This is a genomic window from Chryseobacterium carnipullorum (assembly GCF_900142785.1).
Lineage (GTDB): Bacteria > Bacteroidota > Bacteroidia > Flavobacteriales > Weeksellaceae > Chryseobacterium > Chryseobacterium carnipullorum.
In genome coordinates, this window is sequence record NZ_FRCD01000020.1 from 12,794 (window position 1) to 32,990 (window position 20,197).

15 protein-coding genes are annotated in these 20,197 nt (G+C 36.7%); 6 read left to right on the forward strand and 9 right to left on the reverse strand.

What is annotated here, in order from left to right; genetic code table 11:
• Positions 1-101: 101 nt before the first annotated feature.
• From BUC06_RS19545 to BUC06_RS19570, 6 genes are all read right to left on the reverse strand, one after another.
• The gene (locus BUC06_RS19545) at positions 102-1,088 is read right to left on the reverse strand and encodes a glycosyltransferase family 2 protein (RefSeq protein WP_073335683.1); all 987 of its coding nucleotides are present in this window, start codon (positions 1,086-1,088) and stop codon (positions 102-104) included.
• Positions 1,085-1,861: an SGNH/GDSL hydrolase family protein gene (locus BUC06_RS19550; protein ID WP_073335684.1), complete on the reverse strand. Its 777-nt coding sequence runs from the start codon at positions 1,859-1,861 to the stop codon at positions 1,085-1,087. Before BUC06_RS19550 ends, BUC06_RS19545 begins: the two co-directional genes overlap by 4 nt.
• An 11-nt stretch (positions 1,862-1,872) precedes the next feature.
• Positions 1,873-2,940 carry a formimidoylglutamase gene (locus BUC06_RS19555; protein ID WP_073335685.1) on the reverse strand — a complete coding sequence of 356 codons (1,068 nt, stop codon included), beginning with the start codon at positions 2,938-2,940 and terminating at the stop codon, positions 1,873-1,875.
• 156 nt (positions 2,941-3,096) lie between these two features.
• Complete coding sequence (gene topA, locus BUC06_RS19560; RefSeq protein WP_073335686.1) at positions 3,097-5,655, reverse strand: type I DNA topoisomerase; 2,559 nt, start codon at positions 5,653-5,655, stop codon at positions 3,097-3,099.
• A 273-nt stretch (positions 5,656-5,928) separates the two neighbouring features.
• Positions 5,929-9,363: a T9SS type A sorting domain-containing protein gene (locus BUC06_RS19565; RefSeq protein WP_083564138.1), complete on the reverse strand. Its 3,435-nt coding sequence runs from the start codon at positions 9,361-9,363 to the stop codon at positions 5,929-5,931.
• 281 nt (positions 9,364-9,644) lie between these two features.
• Entirely contained in the window at positions 9,645-10,784 is a 1,140-nt protein-coding gene (locus BUC06_RS19570) for an EpsG family protein (RefSeq protein WP_073335687.1), read from the reverse strand.
• 333 nt (positions 10,785-11,117) lie between these two features.
• On the opposite strand from BUC06_RS19570, the gene BUC06_RS19575 reads away from it, so the two are divergent.
• From BUC06_RS19575 to BUC06_RS19595, 5 genes are read left to right on the forward strand one after another with little or no spacing between them, the layout of a single operon-like run.
• A complete protein-coding gene (locus tag BUC06_RS19575) occupies positions 11,118-14,771 on the forward strand; it encodes an MMPL family transporter (protein WP_073335688.1) in 3,654 nt (1,217 codons plus the stop codon).
• 43 nt (positions 14,772-14,814) lie between these two features.
• Positions 14,815-15,729, forward strand: a complete 915-nt coding sequence (locus BUC06_RS19580; protein WP_073335689.1) for a hypothetical protein — start codon at positions 14,815-14,817, stop codon at positions 15,727-15,729.
• A 1-nt stretch (position 15,730) separates the two neighbouring features.
• Entirely contained in the window at positions 15,731-16,870 is a 1,140-nt protein-coding gene (locus BUC06_RS19585) for a dialkylresorcinol biosynthesis protein DarB (protein ID WP_073335690.1), read from the forward strand.
• Entirely contained in the window at positions 16,870-17,301 is a 432-nt protein-coding gene (locus BUC06_RS19590) for a hotdog family protein (RefSeq protein ID WP_073335691.1), read from the forward strand. Before BUC06_RS19585 ends, BUC06_RS19590 begins: the two co-directional genes overlap by 1 nt.
• 5 nt (positions 17,302-17,306) lie before the next feature.
• Positions 17,307-17,747 (forward strand): hotdog family protein, encoded by a 441-nt coding sequence (locus BUC06_RS19595; RefSeq protein WP_073335692.1) that lies wholly within the window; start codon positions 17,307-17,309, stop codon positions 17,745-17,747.
• Positions 17,748-17,881: 134 nt separating this feature from the next.
• Here BUC06_RS19595 and BUC06_RS23920 read toward each other — a convergent pair whose 3' ends face one another.
• Positions 17,882-18,097 (reverse strand): hypothetical protein, encoded by a 216-nt coding sequence (locus BUC06_RS23920; protein ID WP_167367440.1) that lies wholly within the window; start codon positions 18,095-18,097, stop codon positions 17,882-17,884.
• A 96-nt stretch (positions 18,098-18,193) separates the two neighbouring features.
• Between BUC06_RS23920 and BUC06_RS19600 the strand changes: the two genes are divergently transcribed.
• A complete protein-coding gene (locus BUC06_RS19600) occupies positions 18,194-18,463 on the forward strand; it encodes a hypothetical protein (RefSeq protein WP_073335693.1) in 270 nt (89 codons plus the stop codon).
• A 122-nt stretch (positions 18,464-18,585) separates the two neighbouring features.
• On the opposite strand, the gene BUC06_RS19605 is transcribed toward BUC06_RS19600, so the two are convergent.
• On the reverse strand, positions 18,586-19,059 hold the full coding sequence (locus BUC06_RS19605) for a hypothetical protein (RefSeq protein WP_139263404.1): 474 nt from the start codon (positions 19,057-19,059) through the stop codon (positions 18,586-18,588).
• A 310-nt stretch (positions 19,060-19,369) separates the two neighbouring features.
• Entirely contained in the window at positions 19,370-20,185 is an 816-nt protein-coding gene (locus tag BUC06_RS19610; RefSeq protein ID WP_073335695.1) for a hypothetical protein, read from the reverse strand.
• Positions 20,186-20,197 lie beyond the last annotated feature (12 nt).

Sequence of the window (20,197 nt, forward strand, 5' to 3'; positions counted from 1 at the left end):
CACATCATCCACCCCTCCAATAAAACTTATTTCAGTGCCTTACAAGAGGCTTTCCGTCAAAGTTTTAGTATTGACCGAAATAATTGTACTTATCATTTGTGTTATAACATTCTTCTTATCAATTTTTTTTGTCCTGCAAAAAATAACAGATAAAAAATCTTTTTTTTCAACGGCAAAGATAAAAGATAATTCTTACCAAAACGACTATAGCTCAATATATCTTGAATTTTTATTTTTCTTTCCTTCCTGAAAATAGTGAGCTCATGAACCATTTTATTGAAAATTTCTTCATTCTTTACAAAAGCTACATAAGCCAGAAAAGAATACACGCCTTCAAAAATCTGAAAGTTTTTCAATTCTTTCCTTTTATAGGAATATTCTGATCCTTCAAACACGGATTCTACATCTTGTACAGCTTTCAGGATATCGAGCCCCTTTTCTGTATGTGTTTTTGTAATAGAATCTGTCCGTTCCAGATACTGATAATGAAAACTCTGCGTCTGAGCCAACACTTTACATTCCAAAAGAAGTTGTGGGATCAGCTGGATATCTTCAAAGTGCACTCCCGCTTTGAATCTTTTATGAGCAAAAAGCTCTCTATTAAACAGTTTATTGCATGCAAAATAGCTAAGATCTGAAAAAACGGAAAAATGATTATCCAGCTCTATTCTTTCAGGCATGTTGGGAATCTGGGTCAGCTTTTGAGTGACTTTTCCATTTTGATCCACTTTCTGAATATTACAGATCACCATTTTGGCTTCATGCTTTTCCGCCAGCTGCATCATTTCTGCAAACATCTTTTCAGTCACATAATCGTCACTATCCACAAAACCGATATATTTTCCTGATGCTTTTTCCAGCCCAAAATTCCGGGCATCGCTTAAACCTCCATTTTCTTTGCTAAAAGCTTTTATCTTATCCGGAAAATTCCGGGCATATTCTTCTATAATCAATCCGGAGCCATCTTTACTCCCATCATCTACAACGATAATTTCAATCGTCTGAAGACTTTGATTAACCAGAGAATCCAGACATTTAGCAAGATAATTCTCTACATTATATACGGGAACTATAATTGAAACCATCATCTCTTATCTGCTAAATTAACAATCCCTTTGGCTAAAAATTCACTGAACTTTTGATATCCCTGTTTATTTAAATGAAGCGGATCTGCGTATAAATTCCGGTCTTTATCAAAATTAACGGTCACTTCATCGAAATTTAAGATGACTACTTTTTTATCCAGTCCATTATGCTTTACATTTTCAAGTAGCGCCTTTCTATACTCTTGTATCTTAAATTCAGCACCTCCATTTAAAAATAATTCCGCACTTTTATTGCTGAGGCTGCTTATTATATTCTTATTCTTAAAGTTTTCTTCAATTCCAAATTCAGGAAGAGAGACCACCACCGGTTTGATATTATAATGCAGTAATGTTTTAATGATCATCATCATGTGATGAGCATAAAAATCGGGGCCGACATGGGTTGCAGCATCGTTGACACCGGCAATCACAATGCAGTAATCCGGTTTTTTTTCGATTACCTTTCTGGAAGAGAATTCTTCTACATTCTCCTTGAAAAGGTTTTCATAGATCCTTTTGGTTTTAGCGCCAGGATTCCCGGATGAATAAATCTCCGTCTGAATTCCTTTATCCAGAAGCTTTTTTTCCAGAAGAGAATCAAGATTCTGCCGGACAACCCAGCTATCTCCAATAATACCAATCTGTAAACCCGTTTCCGGTTTTGTGTCTGAAGGAAAATATTCTTCCTCCGGGGCATAGGAGTATTTATTCCAGAAATAGATGACACAGAACACTCCGCTCAACAGAACAATACTTAATACTATTTTTTTTTTCATCTTGTGTATACTTAAAAGGTCAGCCTGGGATTAAGCGTTCCTCTTTTTGCGTCTTCAAAATCTTTTCTGGAACACGGAATACAGTTTTCTATATTATCGTCATCTCCAAAATACCATAAATTACTGAAGGTATCTCTCTTGAAAGCATACTGATCTTCATCAATCAAGACATAGAACAGCTCATAATGTCTTTCTCGGGGATGTGAGCGCTGGATATTAATTCCTTCGATCAGATACCAGATCATTTGTGCCATTAACTGATGATTCAGCTGATTTTCTGAATAAATATTATAATTAAAAATTCCTACAGACTTTAAATTTTCGCTCAATCCTATTTCTTTCATGTAGGCACAGATTTCTCTTCTGTTCAGGCCATTGACCTGAGGATTCATAGAGAAAGGTTCGCTGAAACTTTCAATAGCGTCACAATTTAGTGTTACCAAATCTGTTTTTCTGAAAAAAGGTTCTGTCTTTTCCGTAGAATTCATCATTTCGGCAAGGCGTATGATATCAAATTCAACTTCTTTGATAAGCCTTATTGAATCCGCCTCATTCAAATGTTTTTGATATCCTAAATGGTGATAGTTTTTAATGGAAAAATTTTTAGATCCCAATATCTTTCCTAAAAAAGTATATTCATTGATAGCTTCCCCCTGCTGCAGGGAAATAATATTGCTGATCTGGGTATAATTGATATTTTTCTTATGAAAATTCAATGTTGAAAATAGGGAGAAAGCAAAATCATTGGATCCTCCGATAATAACAGGAATGGCTCTTTTATTATGACAAGCCGACAAAACCTCCTGAAGAATATAATGGGAGTCCTGAACAGATTTTCCGGAAACCAGATCTCCGAGATCTACTACAGGAATTTCAAAATCCAATTGTGAAAGTTTATAAAATTCTTTTCTTACGGCTGTGAAATCCTGCACTTCCGCATCGCCTCCCGCTCCTCTGTAATCCGAAACAAAGAGAAGAACAATGCTGTCTTCTTTGATATCCTTCGTGATCCGGCTGCCTATCTGCCAGCTTTCTGCTTTGAAATTTCGTGGTGAAATGATAAAATCTTCAAAATCCATATTATAATCTGAAAACTTGAGAATAAGTTAATGTATTAATTGCTTTATCGAACAAACATACAAAAAAACCGGAGCAAGTTCATCTACCCTGTCGTTTTTTGTGCATAAAAAAGCCGTCAACACTCCTGTCAACGGCTTTGTATATTGATTCTGATATTACTTCTTTTTGGCAGCTGGTTTTTTGGCAGCCGTTGTTTTTTTAGCAGCAGGTTTCTTGGCGGCCGGCTTCTTTTTCTCTGCAAAGGCATTTTTATCCTGATCCGTGATCCATTTTTTCACCTCATCCAGAGACACCTCCTTTAGCTCTTCAGCCTCGTACTTTGTATCATCTTTTTTCTTCGGAATCTTGAACATTGCTTTTCCAAATTTAACAAAAGGACCCCATCTTCCGTTTTCAATAGAGATTTTCTCTTTTTCCCATTGCTGGATGTATCGGTTGGCTTCTTTTTCCAGCTTGGCATCAATCAGCTCATTGATATCGCTTTGTGAAAGATTGTCGAAATTATATTTCTTCGGAACATTAATGAAGAGGTCTTTATATTTGATGAACGGTCCGAATCTTCCTGTTCCTTTAGTTACCGGATCTCCTTTATAAGTAGCGATGGGTGCATCTGCTCTCTTCTTTTCGTTGATGATCTCTTCTGCCCGCGCCTGGCTTACAGAAAGAGGATCTTCGCCTTTAGGAATGCTGATAAATGTTTCGCCCCATTTGACATAAGGTCCAAATCTTCCTACTCCTACTGAAACGCCCTGCCCTTCAAATTCATTAAGTTCAAATGGTAATTTGAAAAGCTCCAGTGCTTCAGCTAAAGAGATGGTCGCAATATTCTGTCCGGTCATCAATGAAGCAAAAATAGGTTTTTCTTCATCTTCAGTTTCACCAATCTGAATCATCGCTCCGAACCTTCCGATTCTTGCGTGAACATTTTTACCGGTTTTAGGATCTACTCCAAGCAGTCTGTCCCCATTCGCTCTGTCTGCATTTTCTTCTACATCTTCAATTCTTGGATGGAATTTTGAATAGAAATTGGTCATCATTTCTTTCCACTTCTGATCTCCGTTGGCAATTTCGTCAAAACTTTCTTCTACTCTTGCTGTAAATCCGTAGTCCAGAATTTCTTTGAAATTATCGGTCAGGAAATCATTAACGACTTCACCGATATCTGTAGGTACAAATTTATTTTTATCGCCCCCGAATTTTTCTTCAAGAACTTCTTTTTTGATCTTATCTTTTATCAGAGACATTTTGACGACTTCACGGGTGTGAGGATCAATCTCTCTTTTATCTACATATTCTCTGTTCTGAATGGTCTGGATCGTCGGCGCATAGGTAGACGGTCGTCCAATTCCTAATTCTTCCAGCTTCTTCACCAATCCTGCTTCCGTATATCTTGCGCTAGGTCTTGTAAATTTCTCTGAAGCTGTGATCTTTTTATAGCTTAGAATTTCGCCTACACTTACTTTAGGTAAAAGTTTTTCATTATTTTCTTCATCCTCTTCATCTGTCTTTACGATCCCATAAGCCTTCAAGAAACCATCGAAAATGATTACCTCACCCTGTGCTTCAAAATGCTGGGGTAATGATGCATTTCCTATTTCAATCACGGTCTTCTCAATTTTAGCATTAGCCATCTGTGAAGCCAGTGTTCTTTTATATATTAATTGGTATAATCTGTTTAATTGTACATCACTTACACTTTTTACGGCAAAATCAGTGGGACGAATTGCTTCGTGAGCTTCCTGCGCAGAAGCAGATTTTGTGGTATAGTTTCTTGGGGAAGAATATTCAGCTCCGTATTCTGAAGTGATCTGTTTTTTAGCGCCTTCAATAGCTTCCTGCGAAAGGTTCACAGAGTCTGTTCTCATGTAGGTAATGTATCCTTCTTCATACAATCTTTGTGCAAGACGCATGGTATTGGTCACATTATATCCTAATCTTGAAGAGGCTTCCTGCTGTAGTGTGGATGTGGTGAATGGTGCAGATGCTGAACGTGTTCCCGGTCTTGTTTCAACATTCAGAACTTTAAATTCTGTAGTTTTTGCTTTTTCAAGGAATTTCTCTGCTTCTTCTTCTTTTTCGAAGTCTTTTTTAAGTTTAGCCGAAATTTCCTGCTCGGTTTTGTTTAAAAAGATTCCGTCCAGCTTAAAACTTGCTTTCGGGATAAACTCGCGAATTTCCTTTTCTCTTTCTACAATTAATCTTACGGCTACAGACTGTACCCTTCCTGCAGAAAGGCCCGGTTTTACTTTTTTCCAAAGAACCGGAGACATTTCAAAACCTACAATCCTGTCCAAAACTCTTCTTGCCTGTTGGGCATTCACTAAATTTTGGTCAATATCTCTGGGATTTTCAATAGCTTTTAGAATGGCATTTTTAGTAATCTCGTGGAAAACAATTCTTTTTCTGTTTTCAGGCTTTAATTTCAATTCATCGGCAAGGTGCCATGCAATAGCTTCACCTTCGCGGTCCTCATCGGAAGCGAGCCATACCATTTCGGCTTTCTTTACCGCTGCCTTTAATTCTGTTACCAGTTTCTTTTTATCAGCCGAAACTTCGTAATCAGGACTGAATGTGGCAAGGTCTATTCCCATTCCTTTTTTTGGAAGATCACGGATGTGTCCGAAACTTGATTTTACTTCGAAATCCTTCCCTAAATATTTCTGAATAGTTTTTGCTTTTGCCGGGGACTCTACGATTACTAAATTTTTCGACATTCTAAAAAAATTTTTTGCAAAAGTAAAGCTTTTTTATTATATACTTTTTGTTAAAACGTTTTAATTTGATATTTAGATGCGTTTAAGATGCGTTCCCAAGGGCCTTTTTAAGGATATCAAGTCCTTTAGAGCGTACGGTTTAGGGTAAAATTCAGCTTCAATAAAATAGATCATATAGAATTTTTCATCAATTATTATAGATGTAAAACATATAGAAGCCATAAAAAAGCAGAATAGGGTTTCCTATTCTGCTCTGCTTTTGATTTTTTAATTCTATTGTTTGATTATTTTCACCATCTTTTCAGAATCATTAATTCTTATTAAATAGATTCCTGAAGTAAGAGTGGAAAGATCTGTTTTTCCGTTTTCAAACTTCCCTTTCTTCACAATTTGCCCTGACATATTATACACCTGATAGTAATAACCATTTTCTTCCGGCGCATTGATATGAAGAACATCTTTTACAGGGTTTGGAAAGAAAGAAATACTATTTTGAACTACTTTTTCTTTTACCTCCGCACTGCTTAGGATCTCAGCCTGTTTACCTGAAGCCAATACGGCAACCTGCAACTCCGGAATCGGGCCTGCTTCATTTCCTCCGGCATCATATTTCACTCTCACACATCGGCAGCTTGTTCCCAGATACGGATCATTATTATCATTGAAAGCGATAAAACGGTTGGCTGTAGCTGCTGCATCAAATAGGACATTGATTGATCTTCCCAGATAGTTCGCTGCCAACGCTCCTGTCCACACCCCCGGATACTGAAAGTTAACCGTATTAAAAGTTCCCTGTGGAGATTGATTGGCAAGAACACTTCTGAACCCGCGAGATCCTGAGTCCGGAAAATTCCCAACGATATATGACGGACCTACAAACATATAACCTATCGTAGAAGTCGTTGAAGGATTTCTTACCCTAAACCCTGAATAGTCTGCCGACACACTATAAAAAGTAGCTACATTTTTATCTTTTTTATACCAGGGCGACTGTCCAAAATCCTGATTAGATATTAACGCTGCAGTTGTAATATCCGGAATTCTCCATCCTTCAGGACAAGGATCAAAAGGTGATTTTTCCCCTCCTCGCCCCCATCTGTCAGGAGCAAGATTAGGCTCATCGGCCAGCCAGTCCGTTCCATTGGTATAATTAGGTATTGTACTGTTATATGGAGCAAAAGAACTGGGAATCATATATACCAGAGGATTTTTTACTGAATAGGACAATACTTTGGCAATTTTATCTGCCGGTCTGTCTGCAATCTGCACATTCGAAGCAGCTGCATAGGCATTGTAAGGAACAATATAACTCCCTGACATATTATTGTAGATAGCCGGCGTAAGGGTGCTGTATGCAATCGTTCCACTGTCTGTTGCGGATCCTAAAAACACATTAAAAGAAGCCTTATTATCGGCATATTGAAATGTAGGAATCGGATCTTTTCTTCCCCATTGGTAGTGGAGTCCTGTGGAAGCTCTTATTTTTGCCAGTTCTGCAGTTGTAGGGGTAAGTGCATTGGCCACCATAGGAAATGTTTCTACTGCTCCCAGGTTCCTGTCCATAAATTCTGTCTGGAGTACAACATCAGCTTTACTTACATAGTTCACATAATTTACAGCATCCGCTACCGGAGCTTCAGTTGTATAAGTAAAGGATCCAATCGAAGAATCTGTTATCCAGATATGCCAGCTCCAGTATACCGGGGAAGCAATACTCCCATTATGGAGTGTTACTACAGCATTCCCACTTTGGTTCGGCGTGATCTCAACTGAAATTTTGGTATCACCAATAGCCTGGAGTGATGAAGGAGAAGGATTAACGACTGAAATTCTGTTTATTAAAACTGTATTGGTGGTCCATAGTACATTTGCTTTTAGATTATTAAAACTTGAAGGATTAAGTATTTCCTGATTATTTAAAAGTTGACTCTGTACCGAAAACGCTTTACTTACAGGAATTTGTATGGTGTAAGGCTGTGTATTTTTAATAGACTGATACGTATTGGGATTGTACATTCCCTCTCTGTATTCCATAGGAGGAGCAAGATATTCAGAAGGAAAATCATAGCGGTCTACAATATAAAGCGGATCTTTAATACACCGGCATCCATTGGCTTCGGATGTATACATTCCTGACATCGGCATATAAAAATATCTACCTTTGATAGCAGGATAATTAGGATCCGGAATATCGGGCTGCCCTTTGTCCGGAATCATATAAAGCCCTCTGACACTTACAGCCGGAGAAGCATCAAAGTGTCGGGCCATCGTCGCGGTCCATAAGGCAGTATGGTGTTGATCGGTGTACTGTCCCAGATGGGCATTTCGGATCAACTGTCCTGTTCCTGGAAAAATACCCATATTATTTCCTCCTACATTCGAAAGATCGAATCCCAGGTTCGGATAGATACGAAATCCCGTCATGAATGCGGGAGTTCCTGTATCATTTGGTTTTATAATATGGTATTTATTTGTTTCGAAAACATTTTTAGCCATGTTGGTTCTGACACCGAAAGGAGAAAAATCGATCCTTATATCATCAATGTAGGACTGTGAGCCTAAATTGGCCACAAGCATGGATGGTATTCTCCATCCGTTTGGGCATGGATCGTAAGGGGATTTGTCTCTGTAAGGCCGGGCCTGACTATCATTATTGTACCCTGTGCTGATGGTCCCCACAGAATTGTCGGACCAAAGATTAAGTTCTGACAGCCTGTTATCCGGAAGATTAGCTGAACGGCCAAACCAGTTGACAGGAAGATTCAGGTTGTTGTTGTAATATGCCTGTCCACTGTTGTCATCTTTATTCACATAGATTAGGCTCAGGGGATTCTTTACTGAAATCCTCATATTATTCCCTATTTCGGCATTTGCAAGGGAAACAAATCTTGTCAGATTATCAATACTTACGGCACCGTTAAAATTTTTCGCTCCCCTATGCCTTACTCTCCCTACCGATCCGGACACCTCATAAAAGTCATTTCCTCTTGTTACCAAAGGTGGAATAGGATCTTTTCTACCCCATTGATAAAGGAGTCCAATGCTTCTGTTCCAGTCCGAAGAAGTAATGGAATTGCTTAAAGCTCCCAGATTACGGTCCATCCACTGCCAATCGGAATCAGGAATTGGCTCAACCGTCCCATCTGTTTTCATTCTTGTGATACTGTCAAAACTTTTATAAACAGATCCTTTAGTAGGATCATCCGTCACCCAGATATGCCAGCTCCAATAGATCTCGTTATTGACTCTCATAACAATAACAGCATTTCCCTTTTTGGTTTTATTGATTGGAACTTTTATTTTGGCATTCTGATCAGAATCCATAATCTCCAGCGAGTAGCCGGGCCCTGATTTAATCAATCCATGGGTATCTTCCCACAACACATCTGCTGTTACCGGGCCGGCTGGAATTCCGCCGTCCTTGATGTATTTATCTTCCTTCCACATAGCGTAAGCTTTTCTTACCGGGACCAGAAGACCTTCACCGCTTTGGATGGGGTCAAAAACATAACTATTAGGAGCTTTGGTCCAATCCGGGACTACCTCTACTCTGCTATTTGGACTAACTAAAGTATCACTCCTCAACATTGCTCTCTCTGCAAATCTGGATGAAGTCGGAATTTCATTTAATCCCCTACTATTCATCGAATAGGTACCCATCGACACTAAGCAAAAAATTGCCGCAAAATTTTTAACTAAATTTTTCATATTCTTGAACTTGTGTGCTATTACTTAGAAATACAATTTTCAAACCCTTATTGTCAATAAAAAATTGATAATATAAATATCATTGATTTTATTTTACAAAGATATTAATTATATCATGAATAAATCATTAATAAATCATTATATACATATAAATAAATCTCTAACTAAACACTAATAAGCGGATGGCTTTTTTCAAATAATCTTTAAACAAAGAATTTCCAAAACAAAAAAAAGACAGCCAAAAAGCTGTCTTTTAAATTATATAAAGAATAAATAGTTTCTTAAGGAAGAATATGATTTCTATAAAGTTCAATGGTAAATCTTCCAATTTTTATATTATTAAAAGAAGAGAAAACGACAAAATTAAAAATAACAAGTGCAATGATAAACGCGTAAATCATTTTTTTGACGCCACTTGATACTACGTACATTGTATTAGGAATCAGCACGTACGAAAACCCAATAAATGCACCAACAAGTCTGGAGGAGAAAACCGGATTGTTTCTGAATATAAAATAAAAGCATATCCCGATAACGGCGTAGCATCTATGATATTCATAATAGGGGTATAACTCTTTCATTTTGTTATCGAAAACAAAAAGGAAGAAGGTTAGAATCATCATCATCGCCTCAGGAATTCCGAAGCCACCATTCAGTCTTTCAACAGACTCTTCCATGTAGCCATTCAAACCTGCCACCAAAACATTATCCGAGGCCATGCCATTTAAAAAATCTCCGAAAACCCTGTATACCTCAAAGGGCGAAAGAAATATCGAGATGATGATCAGAATCAGCATTGCTGCTTTGCTTAAAGGAATACGGGCCAGCCAATACATAGGAAGAAACAAATAACTCACGGTATGGATCCCGGATGCGATGAATATAAAGAAGAGATAATGCCAAAGTTTCCGCTGTTTGATATACCGTATCGCAAAGTAAACAATAAATGTTCCCAGATTCTGTCTGATCTGCCCACTTTCTCCTACAAAAAAATAGGGAACAAACATGAACAAAGTGAAAGTAAAAGGATAAAAAGTATTGTCTTCAGTATACTCTATCTTAAAGAAAATAGCACAGATAGCCATCACCAAAGTAAGGACATAAAAAGGAGCATTGAAAACTCCTAACAATATTTTATTAATCAAGGTGTACAGCCATTCTACATCGAGCTGCTCCGGGCCTTCCATATGAAGCATCTTCATAAATATACTGGTGTAACTTTTCGTATCAGAATAAATGTACAGCCCCCGATAACTTCCGTAATCCGGCCCTACATTATCTCTGAAACCAACCAATAGAATAAGGTAGATTCCTAAAAACCAAAACCATTTTTTATCTACTTTTTTTCCAAAAACTTCCTGTACACTGAAAAAAAACATGTAGGCGATCGCAACTATAAAATAGGGGTGTAATATACTCATGCTAGTCTACTATTTTTTTAAACTGTTGCAATCTGCACAGAGAAGATCCAGACCTGTAATAAGGTATCGCATACAGTGGAAAAGGGAATACTATGGTCCATAGAAATCCGTTTATTTTTTCATCATTTTTTTTCAACATATCTAAAACAGATTCTTATTTCTTTAATAATAATATTGATTTAAAATATATTTTTGAGAGGGAACTTTTGCAAAAGTAGATTATTTTTTTATTCTGCCTAGAATATTTTGTTGATTTTCAGACAAAACTTATAAGATAAATGTTTTGAACTACTACCGAAAAAATTAAATTTGCAGACTTGATTTCACAATGTAATGCATCGTTTTTTTATATTTTTATATTATCTGATCTCTAAAAACAGGATTATTTCTGCAATTATTGCTTTAGGAATAGCCTTATTATGCGGATTTTTTGCTTCAAAAATTAATTTTGAAGAGGATATCAACCAGATCATCCCTAAGAATGAAAAATCAGATCTTACAGCCAAAGTTCTTCAACAACTCAATTTTTCTGATAAGATCATTGTGATTATTGAAAATAAATCCGATGAAGAGAGCTTTCTTCTTTCTGAAACAGCCGATACTTTTTTGCAAAAGATAGAGCCTCTTAAAAAACACATTGGTTCCGTACAGGGAAAGGTGAATGACAGTGAGATCTCAGAAACCTTTGATTTTGTCAACCAGAATCTCCCTCTTTTTCTTGATGAAAACGATTATAAGGAAATTGAACGTAAACTTCAAAAAGACAGCATTTCAAAACAGGTAGAGAATAATTATGTTTCACTGGTTTCGCCAACGAGCCTTGTGATGAAAGATTTCATCAAAAAAGATCCGCTGGGAATTACCTACTTAGGAATCAAAAAATTAAATGCTTTAAATATCAGCAAAGACTTTAAGCTTGAAGACAGTTATATTGTCACGAAGGACGGCAAAAACCTTCTCCTTTTCATTGATCCTAAAAAGAAGAGTAATGATACTAAAGGTAATGAAGCCTTTATTAACCAGCTCAATCAGATTAAAGACCATATCAATACACAGTTCAAAGGAAAAACGGAACTCAGTTATTTCGGTTCACCCGTTATTGCAGTAGCCAATGCACAGCAGATCAAAAAGGACATCCAAAACACAGTTATGATCTCCATGACCGTTCTCCTAGTCCTGCTGATTTATTATTTCAGAAACTTTTTCACCCCTATTATTGTATTCCTCCCGACTGTATTTTCAGTTTTACTGGCTCTCCTTATCCTTTATTTTATCAAAGATAAAATCTCTGCTATTTCTCTAAGCGTGGGAGCTATCCTTATCGGAATTACGATTGATTATGCTTTGCATATTCTTACGCATTATAAGCATAACAATAATATAGAAGAGCTTTATAAAGAAATTACACAACCCATCGTGCTGAGCAGCGCCACGACTGCCGTATCTTTTCTGTGTCTGGTATTTGTCCGCTCTGAAGCTTTGAAGGATCTTGGCCTTTTCGCTGCTATTACTGTTATTTTATCGTCCGTTACCGCATTAATCATCGTGCCTCAACTTTACAAGCCAAAGCAGAAGGAAGAGCATCACAACACCAATTTTATTGACAGGATAGGATCTTACCCGTATGAAAAAAACAAACCTCTGATTATTGGCTGTTCGGTCATTATCATTGCCTGTATTTTTGGTTTCAGGCATGTGGGATTCAATGAAGATATAGGCGCTCTTAATTTTATTCCGAAAGAATTAAAAATAAGTGAAGCAAAACTGCAGAAGCTTTCTGACATCACTTCAAAATCTATTTATACCATTTCTTACGGAAATTCGGAAGAAGAGGCACTGACAAGAAATTCCCGTCTGAGTAATTTCCTGGAGAAAGAGAAGGAAGAAGGAAAGATCCTTAGCTACAGTTCACTCGGAAACGTTGTCCTGTCTGAAAAAGATCAGAAACAAAGAATTGAGGTATGGAATCAATTCTGGGATGCCGGTAAAAAAAGCAGAACTGTTTCAGAACTGATGAACAGCGGTACTCAATTTGGGTTCAACAGCAGTGCTTTTGACAATTTCAATGAAGTTTTAAATAAAAATTATACAGCCTTAAATCTTAAGGACTATGAGAAAGTAAAAGCATTACAGATCTCCGAGTTTCTGAGCCATGAAAAGGGATTTTATACAGTCACCAATGTGGTAAAAGTAGATGAAAAGAAAAGAGATGCTTTCATAAGGGATGTTGAAAAGAATCATGATGCACTGGCCATCGACCGCCAACAGATGAATGAAAACTTTTTGGGGCTTCTGAAGAGAGATTTCAGTACCCTGATTAATTATTCCCTTTTGGCTATCGTATTGACCATTATTGTTTTTTTCAGGAATTTTGAACTTACCGTTCTTACCATGTTTCCCATTGTTCTCACGGGTGTGGTAACGGCCGGAATCCTGTATTTCCTCGGACTGGAATTAAATATTTTCAGTACCGTAGTCTGTACCCTGGTTTTCGGAGTGGGAGATGACTTCAGCATATTCCTTACCAAAGCTATGCAAAAGGAACATACGACCGGGAAAAATGAACTTCCCACGTACAGAACCTCAATTATTCTGGCTGTTTTCACAACGATATTGTCTATCGGTTCCTTGATTTTCGCCAAACATCCTGCTTTACATTCATTAGCATTGGTTGCCCTGATCGGGATGTTTTCTGTCATTATCATTACCTCTACCCTATATCCTTTCTGGTTTAGATTACTGATCACAAACAGGGCAAAGAAAGGTTTATCGCCTGTTACCTTCCGACTATTCATTAGATCTGTTATTTGCTTCTTTTATTATGGACTGGGTGGATTTATTTTTTCGCTGATCGGAAGCCTGTTTGTCAAAAGATCGAAAGGGAAAACTTTAGATATCATTAAATTAATTTTAGCTAAATTTTTAACATCAGTACTTTATACTACTCCTTTTGTACGAAAAAGAGTAATAAGAAATCCGTCAGAAGATTTTAGTAAACCTGCCGTGATCATTGCCAATCACACTTCATTTCTGGATACCCTGGCAATCTCTATGGCTACCCATAAGATTATATATTTGGTCAATGACTGGGTGTATGAGTCTCCTGTTTTTGGAAAACTGGTAAGGGCTTTGGGCTTTTATCCTGTGTCGCAGGGAATAGAGAATGGTATAGAAAAGCTGAAAGAAAAAATTGATCAGGGATATTCTCTGGTTGTTTTCCCGGAAGCCGAACGTTCTTATACGAATGATGTAAAAAGATTCCACAAAGGAGCATTTTATTTGGCTGAACAATTTGGATTGGATATTCTACCACTATATATTCACGGAAATTCTGAAGTACTGCCAAAAGGGGATTTTATTATTTACGACGGAAGCATCACGGTGAAAGTAGGAGAAAGAATTCGCAAAGAGGATTTAAGTTTTGGACAAAACTATTCCGAAAGAACGAAAAAAATCAATGCTTATTTCAGACAGAAATTTGCAGGGCTGAGAAGTGAACTGGAAGATGAAAATTACTTTAAGAAAAAATTATTCTTTAGCTATTTATTTAAGGATCATGAAGTGGTAAAGGAAGTCAGGGATGATTTTAATGCCAACAAATCTGTTTATTTCGAATTAAACAAACATATTCCTAAAGATGCCACTATTCTGCATATGGCCGATGATTTCGGACAAAAAGATATATTGCTGACTCTTTACCAGGCAGAAAGAAGAATTTTTTCATTCATCAGGAATGAAGAAAGAAGGCAAACCGCTATGCAAACGTATCTTGTAAAAAGAAGAAAACTGCATTACATCAATACTATTTCTGATATCCATAAGAGTATCGATATCCTTTTGGTTTCAGATCATAGCTTTGACCTCAATACACTAGAGAAACTTCCGGGTACCATCATCTTCCTGAATACCGCCGGTACAGAGATGACTCATTCAGATTATTCCCTAGAATTTAATTCAAATACAATAAAAATATTCAAAAAACACTAAATAAATATGAAAAGCATATTTTTGTAAACGCTAAAGAATATTAATGAAAAAGAATATACTCGTAATCTACTATTCTCAGACCGGACAGCTGGAAGATATTGTAAAAAATATGGCCCAACCTTTTGAATCTAAAAAGGAGGAATATAACGTTACCTACTACAATATCCAGCTAAAGGAAGATTTTCCTTTCCCATGGCCGGGTGATGTTTTCTTCAATACATTCCCTGAATCCTACCTTCAGATCCCGAAAGAGATCTTTCCCCCTTCTGAAGAAATTCTGGGTAAAAAGTATGACCTCATCTTATTCGGATATCAGGTATGGTATCTTACCCCATCCATCCCTATCATTTCATTTTTAAAGAGTGGTTTTGCGGAAAAAATAATGAAAGGCACAGATGTGGTTACGATTTCGGGAACCAGAAATATGTGGATGCTTTCTCAGGAGAAACTGAAAGTACATTTAAGAGATCTGGGAGCAAAACTGGTAGGAAATATTGCTTTAGTAGACAGGCACGACAACTATACAAGTGTACTCACCATCTTGCGCTGGCTGACGACAGGAAAGAAAGAAAAATCAGGAATGCTTCCTGCTGCCGGGATCTCAGATGAAGAAATTTCAGGATCTTCAAAGTATGGCACTATTATAGAGAAACATCTCAGCAGCGGAAACCTGTCTGGCCTTCAGCCTGATCTGGTACAAAACGGAGCTGTAGAGATCCGTCCTTTTCTGGTAAGAGTAGAAAAAGTAGGAAACAAGATCTTCACTGTATGGTCTAATCTGATTATCAAGAAAAAAGAGAAGCGCCCATTGCTGATAAAATTCTTTAAGGTATATTTGATGGCCGCGATATGGATTATCTCACCTATCGTCTTAGTTTTACACTTACTGACAACCCCCATATTTTGGTTTAAAAGACAAAAACAGAAAACATATTTACAAGGAATTAATTTAAAATAGAATGTACGACGTATTTATAACAAAAGCATCAACATATTTACCTAATAACCCGGTATCAAATGATGAAATGGAGACTTATCTTGGTCTGATAAATGACGCTCCTTCTAAAGCAAAATCATTGATTTTAAGAAACAACAAGATCACAACAAGATACTATGCTTTGGATAAAGAAGGAAATCCTACTCATACCAATGCACAGCTGACTGCAAAAGCTGTAGAAGGACTATTCGATGAAAATTTCAAAAAAGAAGATATGAAACTGTTATCTGTAGGAACCACTTCTCCGGATCAGATGCAGCCTTCACATGCTTCCATGGTTCATGGTGAGCTGAATATCGGCAAATCTATTGAAATCAATACTGCTACAGGTCTCTGCAACTCCGGAATGAATGCCCTGAACTACGGATTTCTTTCTGTAAAAGCCGGGGTGAATGAAAATGCGGTATGTGCAGGATCAGAAAGAATGTCTGCATGGATGACAGCAGATAAATTCAACCATGAAGCTGAAAATTTAAAAGCATTGGAAGAAAGACCTATTGTTGCCTTTAAAAGAGAATTCCTGAGATGGATGCTTTCTGATGGTGCAGGTTCTTTCCTTCTTCAAAATAAGCCAAGAGAAAATGGGATCTCTTTAAGAATAGATTTCATCGATTTTTATTCTTACGCTCACGAGATTGAAGCATGTATGTATGCCGGATGTGACAAACAGGAAGACGGAAGCCTGAAATCATGGGCAGATTATCCTTCTGATGAATGGCTGAAACAATCCATCTTTGCCATCAAACAGGACACCAAAATCCTGGACAAATACATCCTGGTGAAAGGAGCCGAAAGCTTAAGATCTTCTTTTGACAAGCATAATCTAGATCCGGAAAAGATTGACCATGTTCTGGCCCACATTTCTTCAGGCTATTTTAAAGATGGTCTTAAAGAAGAATTTGCTAAGAAAGGAATGGATTTCCCTGCAGAAAAGTGGTTCTATAATCTTTCTGAAGTAGGAAACATTGGTGCCGGCTCTATTTTTATCGCATTGGAAGAACTGATGAATTCAGGAAAGCTGAAAAAAGGAGAGCAAGTATTATTGTGTGTTCCTGAAAGTGGAAGATTTGCCTATTCTTGTGCCCTATTAACGGTTTGCTAATGGAGCATCAACTACCCACATCCGACCAAAACTTTGTAGAAAGTCTTATTCCGCAGCGCTTCCCATTTGTCATGGTCCATGAGATCATGGAATACAATGAAGAAAACCTCATATCCGGATTTGAAATAAAAGAAGACAACATCTTTGTGCAGGAGGGTATTTTCCAGGCTTCAGGGCTTATCGAGCATCAGGCGCAGAGTGTTGCTTTACATACCGGTTACAAGTACTTCCTTTTAGGAAAAGATGCTCCTACCGGATATATTGGTGCTATCAAGTCTTTTGAAGCAGAAACTCTTCCGGAAACAGGAGACCGCCTGACATCGGAAGTGGCAATCCTGAATGAAGTAATGGGAGTAACGCTGGTAGACGTGGTAACCAAACTGAATGGCACCATCATTGCAAAATCCCAAATGAAAACTGCTGTAAAATAACTGTAATGGAAATCAAGGAAGACCTCATCAATATACATCACTTTCTGCCGCATCGTGAGCCCATGCTGATGGCAGATTATATTCTGGAACTGACCAAAGAAAAAGTTGTGACTTCCTTTGAAATAAAAGAAGATAATATCTTTGTCCACAACGATGAATTTGTAGAAGCCGGACTTATTGAAAATCTGGCTCAGACCTGTTCTTCAATTCTCGGACAGAGTTTTTTCGAAAATCCTGAAGCAGATACCAAAGTGATTGGTTTTATTACCAACATCAAAAAAATTGAATTGTTTGCCCTTCCAAAAACAGGCGATAAGATCATTTCAAAAGCCTCGCTGATCTCTCAGTACGAAAATATCTGTACGATCTTTTGCGAAACCTTTAATCAAGGTGAATTGCTGATCAGAGCGGAAATCAATCTGTTTATTCAGGAAGTGAAATCTTAAGAATCAATTGATTTAAAATATTTAAGCCAACCCGAAAAGGTTGGTTTTTTCTTTGAGAGGTAGTAAAGAGAGAAACTGTATAATGAGAAGATACTGAATTAGCAGAAGTTCTCAAAGCCACTTTTACTGTTCTTTTACCCAACCTCATAAGACATTGAAATACCACCAGTAATCTCCAGCTTTTCTCCCCAATATTTAAAAATCTTAAGAATCAATTGATTTAAAATATTTAAGCCAACCCGAAAAGGTTGGTTTTTTCTTTGAGAGGTAGTAAAGAGAGAAACTGTATAATGAGAAGATACTGAATTAGCAGAAGTTCTCAAAGCCACTTTTACTGTTCTTTTACCCAACCTCATAAGACATTGAAATACCACCAGTAATCTCCAGCTTTTCTCCCCAATATTTAATAACCCTTATTTTTCGATATATTTGATGAAAATAAAGTCATGAGTGTAAAAGTAAGATTCTATTCAGATCAGGTTGAATTTGAGTTTGAAAATTCTGTGGAGTTTCCGGTAGCCCCGGTAATAGGTGACGAAGTGAATCTTCTTTCATTTTTCAAATACCAGACTTCCGAGAGGATAGAATACTACAATAATATGGAAGACCTTTATCTGTATAATGACGCAGTGGTTTCACAACGTACCTGGTGCAATGATCTTGAAAAGCAAGAAGTCTATTTGCTGGTCAAGCTGAATTACAGACAAAGGAAGTAAAAACCCTTTTTAATATTAAATGTAGAAAACAAAAAGCGGAGCATTGCTGCTCCGCTTACAAAATTGGTATTATCAAAGTTTAGTAGCGGAAGAAAACCTTTTTGGGTAGAGAAAAAAAAGATTTAATTAATTTCATCAATTCTAAGCTTCGCTGCTTTTAGAATAAGTTTGGCCGCTTCATAAAAACGCCCATGATATTGTTCAGAAATCCCTTGAGCATACAATTTCTTTTCGATTGAATCTTTTTTTAGAATAATTGAATTATTTCCTCCATCCAAAATACCCACCAGCCGATTTGGACTTTGCGGCAGCGCTATATCTTTTTGATGAGTTTTTATGATGAGTTCGCAGATTTTTTTATACTCTGCGATAGTAATTCTTCTATTGTCATATTGTTCATTATTCTTTGAAGACTTTACAATCACAGGTTTTTTTCTTTTGCTTATTGTAGGGATTAAAGTGACAAAAAGCTGATCTCCTTTTATCACCATTACATTTTCATGTTTAAGCTGAATATATTCCTTTGCATTCTTTTGTGAAGTACAGGAAAGCAAGAAAAGAGAGCACAAGATGATATAAATAGATGTAATTTTCATAGTTGAATTTCTAATAGATAGGACCGACGAATACATGTTCTAAACATTCATTGTTTTGTTAGAATAATTTCTTTAGGAAGTGCCTGTGGAAATGGATGGTATTATAATATTGGTAATCCGTTTTCATCATGTTACTCTCTAGATTAAGTTTCCAGTTAAGCTGTGTTTTGGAAGAATCTGTAAAGTTGATAATCATATTTCCCGTAGTGTTGCAAAAATCCGAATCAACATAAACCAAAGAGTATTTATCATCTGATTCTATTTCCTTTTTGACATAAAGCCTCCCCTCTAAAATCTTGAAGAGTGACCTCTACTGTGAATATAGCAAGTATAATGTGTCAATAAAGCTATCATTTGCAATAATTTCCGCTTCTTTCCCTTTAAAAGAGAAATATTGATATTGAGAATTTTCTTTTCTTAATTTTTCGAATTTTTCTTGACTAATATTTACCCCATTAAAGAAGTAATAATCTGGTGGCGGATCACTTACAATCACAACAGCTCCAATTTCAAATCCTCCATAGTTGATTTCAAATTTTTTATTTTCAATTTTTTCATTTCTTGAGAAAATTATTGACTGATCTCCGTAATCGTAACCACTGATACTATCCTGTACTTTATTATCGTTTCGTCTTGTTTCATTAAGCTTGTCAAAATTAAAGTACAATACATTTTCACTCTTAATAAAATCATTAGGGACTATTAATAAGAAATATCCATTTTCATTAGTAGTGGTTTTTATAAATTTGCTTTTAGAAATAAAAAATACCTCCGCATTAGAAATCACTTTTTGAGATTCTTTAAAAATAAGCCTTCCTGATATTTTTGTACTATCCGTTACTGTTTGTTCAGCAGCCGTAGGAAAGTTATTATTAACCTGAGCTTGTGAAAAATTTAGGTTTGTTACCAAAATAATCCCAGCAGCAATCATAGATAAACGTTTTGAAGGAATTCTCCCGCAGACATCCTTACCTTCGGCATTAGTGATAATATTTTGAATCTCTTGATTGGTTTTGCCTGTAAAATCTACTACACATTTAGAACATTTTTCACAGAACTTATCTTGCAAAAAATCCTGCATATTTTCCCATTGTTCAGGACATGGGCTATTTATTCTGATTTTCATAACATTATTTTT

What these genes read in the sequence shown, in the direction of transcription:
- BUC06_RS19545 (WP_073335683.1), bottom strand. Translation starts at nt 1,088, where the DNA reads ATGATGGTTTCAATTATAGTTCCCGTATATAATGTAGAGAATTATCTT.
- BUC06_RS19550 (WP_073335684.1), bottom strand. Translation starts at nt 1,861, where the DNA reads ATGAAAAAAAAAATAGTATTAAGTATTGTTCTGTTGAGCGGAGTGTTC.
- BUC06_RS19555 (WP_073335685.1), bottom strand. Translation starts at nt 2,940, where the DNA reads ATGGATTTTGAAGATTTTATCATTTCACCACGAAATTTCAAAGCAGAA.
- topA (WP_073335686.1), bottom strand. Translation starts at nt 5,655, where the DNA reads ATGTCGAAAAATTTAGTAATCGTAGAGTCCCCGGCAAAAGCAAAAACT.
- BUC06_RS19565 (WP_083564138.1), bottom strand. Translation starts at nt 9,363, where the DNA reads ATGAAAAATTTAGTTAAAAATTTTGCGGCAATTTTTTGCTTAGTGTCG.
- BUC06_RS19570 (WP_073335687.1), bottom strand. Translation starts at nt 10,784, where the DNA reads ATGAGTATATTACACCCCTATTTTATAGTTGCGATCGCCTACATGTTT.
- BUC06_RS19575 (WP_073335688.1), top strand. Translation starts at nt 11,118, where the DNA reads ATGCATCGTTTTTTTATATTTTTATATTATCTGATCTCTAAAAACAGG.
- BUC06_RS19580 (WP_073335689.1), top strand. Translation starts at nt 14,815, where the DNA reads ATGAAAAAGAATATACTCGTAATCTACTATTCTCAGACCGGACAGCTG.
- BUC06_RS19585 (WP_073335690.1), top strand. Translation starts at nt 15,731, where the DNA reads ATGTACGACGTATTTATAACAAAAGCATCAACATATTTACCTAATAAC.
- BUC06_RS19590 (WP_073335691.1), top strand. Translation starts at nt 16,870, where the DNA reads ATGGAGCATCAACTACCCACATCCGACCAAAACTTTGTAGAAAGTCTT.
- BUC06_RS19595 (WP_073335692.1), top strand. Translation starts at nt 17,307, where the DNA reads ATGGAAATCAAGGAAGACCTCATCAATATACATCACTTTCTGCCGCAT.
- BUC06_RS19600 (WP_073335693.1), top strand. Translation starts at nt 18,194, where the DNA reads ATGAGTGTAAAAGTAAGATTCTATTCAGATCAGGTTGAATTTGAGTTT.
- BUC06_RS19605 (WP_139263404.1), bottom strand. Translation starts at nt 19,059, where the DNA reads ATGAAAATTACATCTATTTATATCATCTTGTGCTCTCTTTTCTTGCTT.
- BUC06_RS19610 (WP_073335695.1), bottom strand. Translation starts at nt 20,185, where the DNA reads ATGAAAATCAGAATAAATAGCCCATGTCCTGAACAATGGGAAAATATG.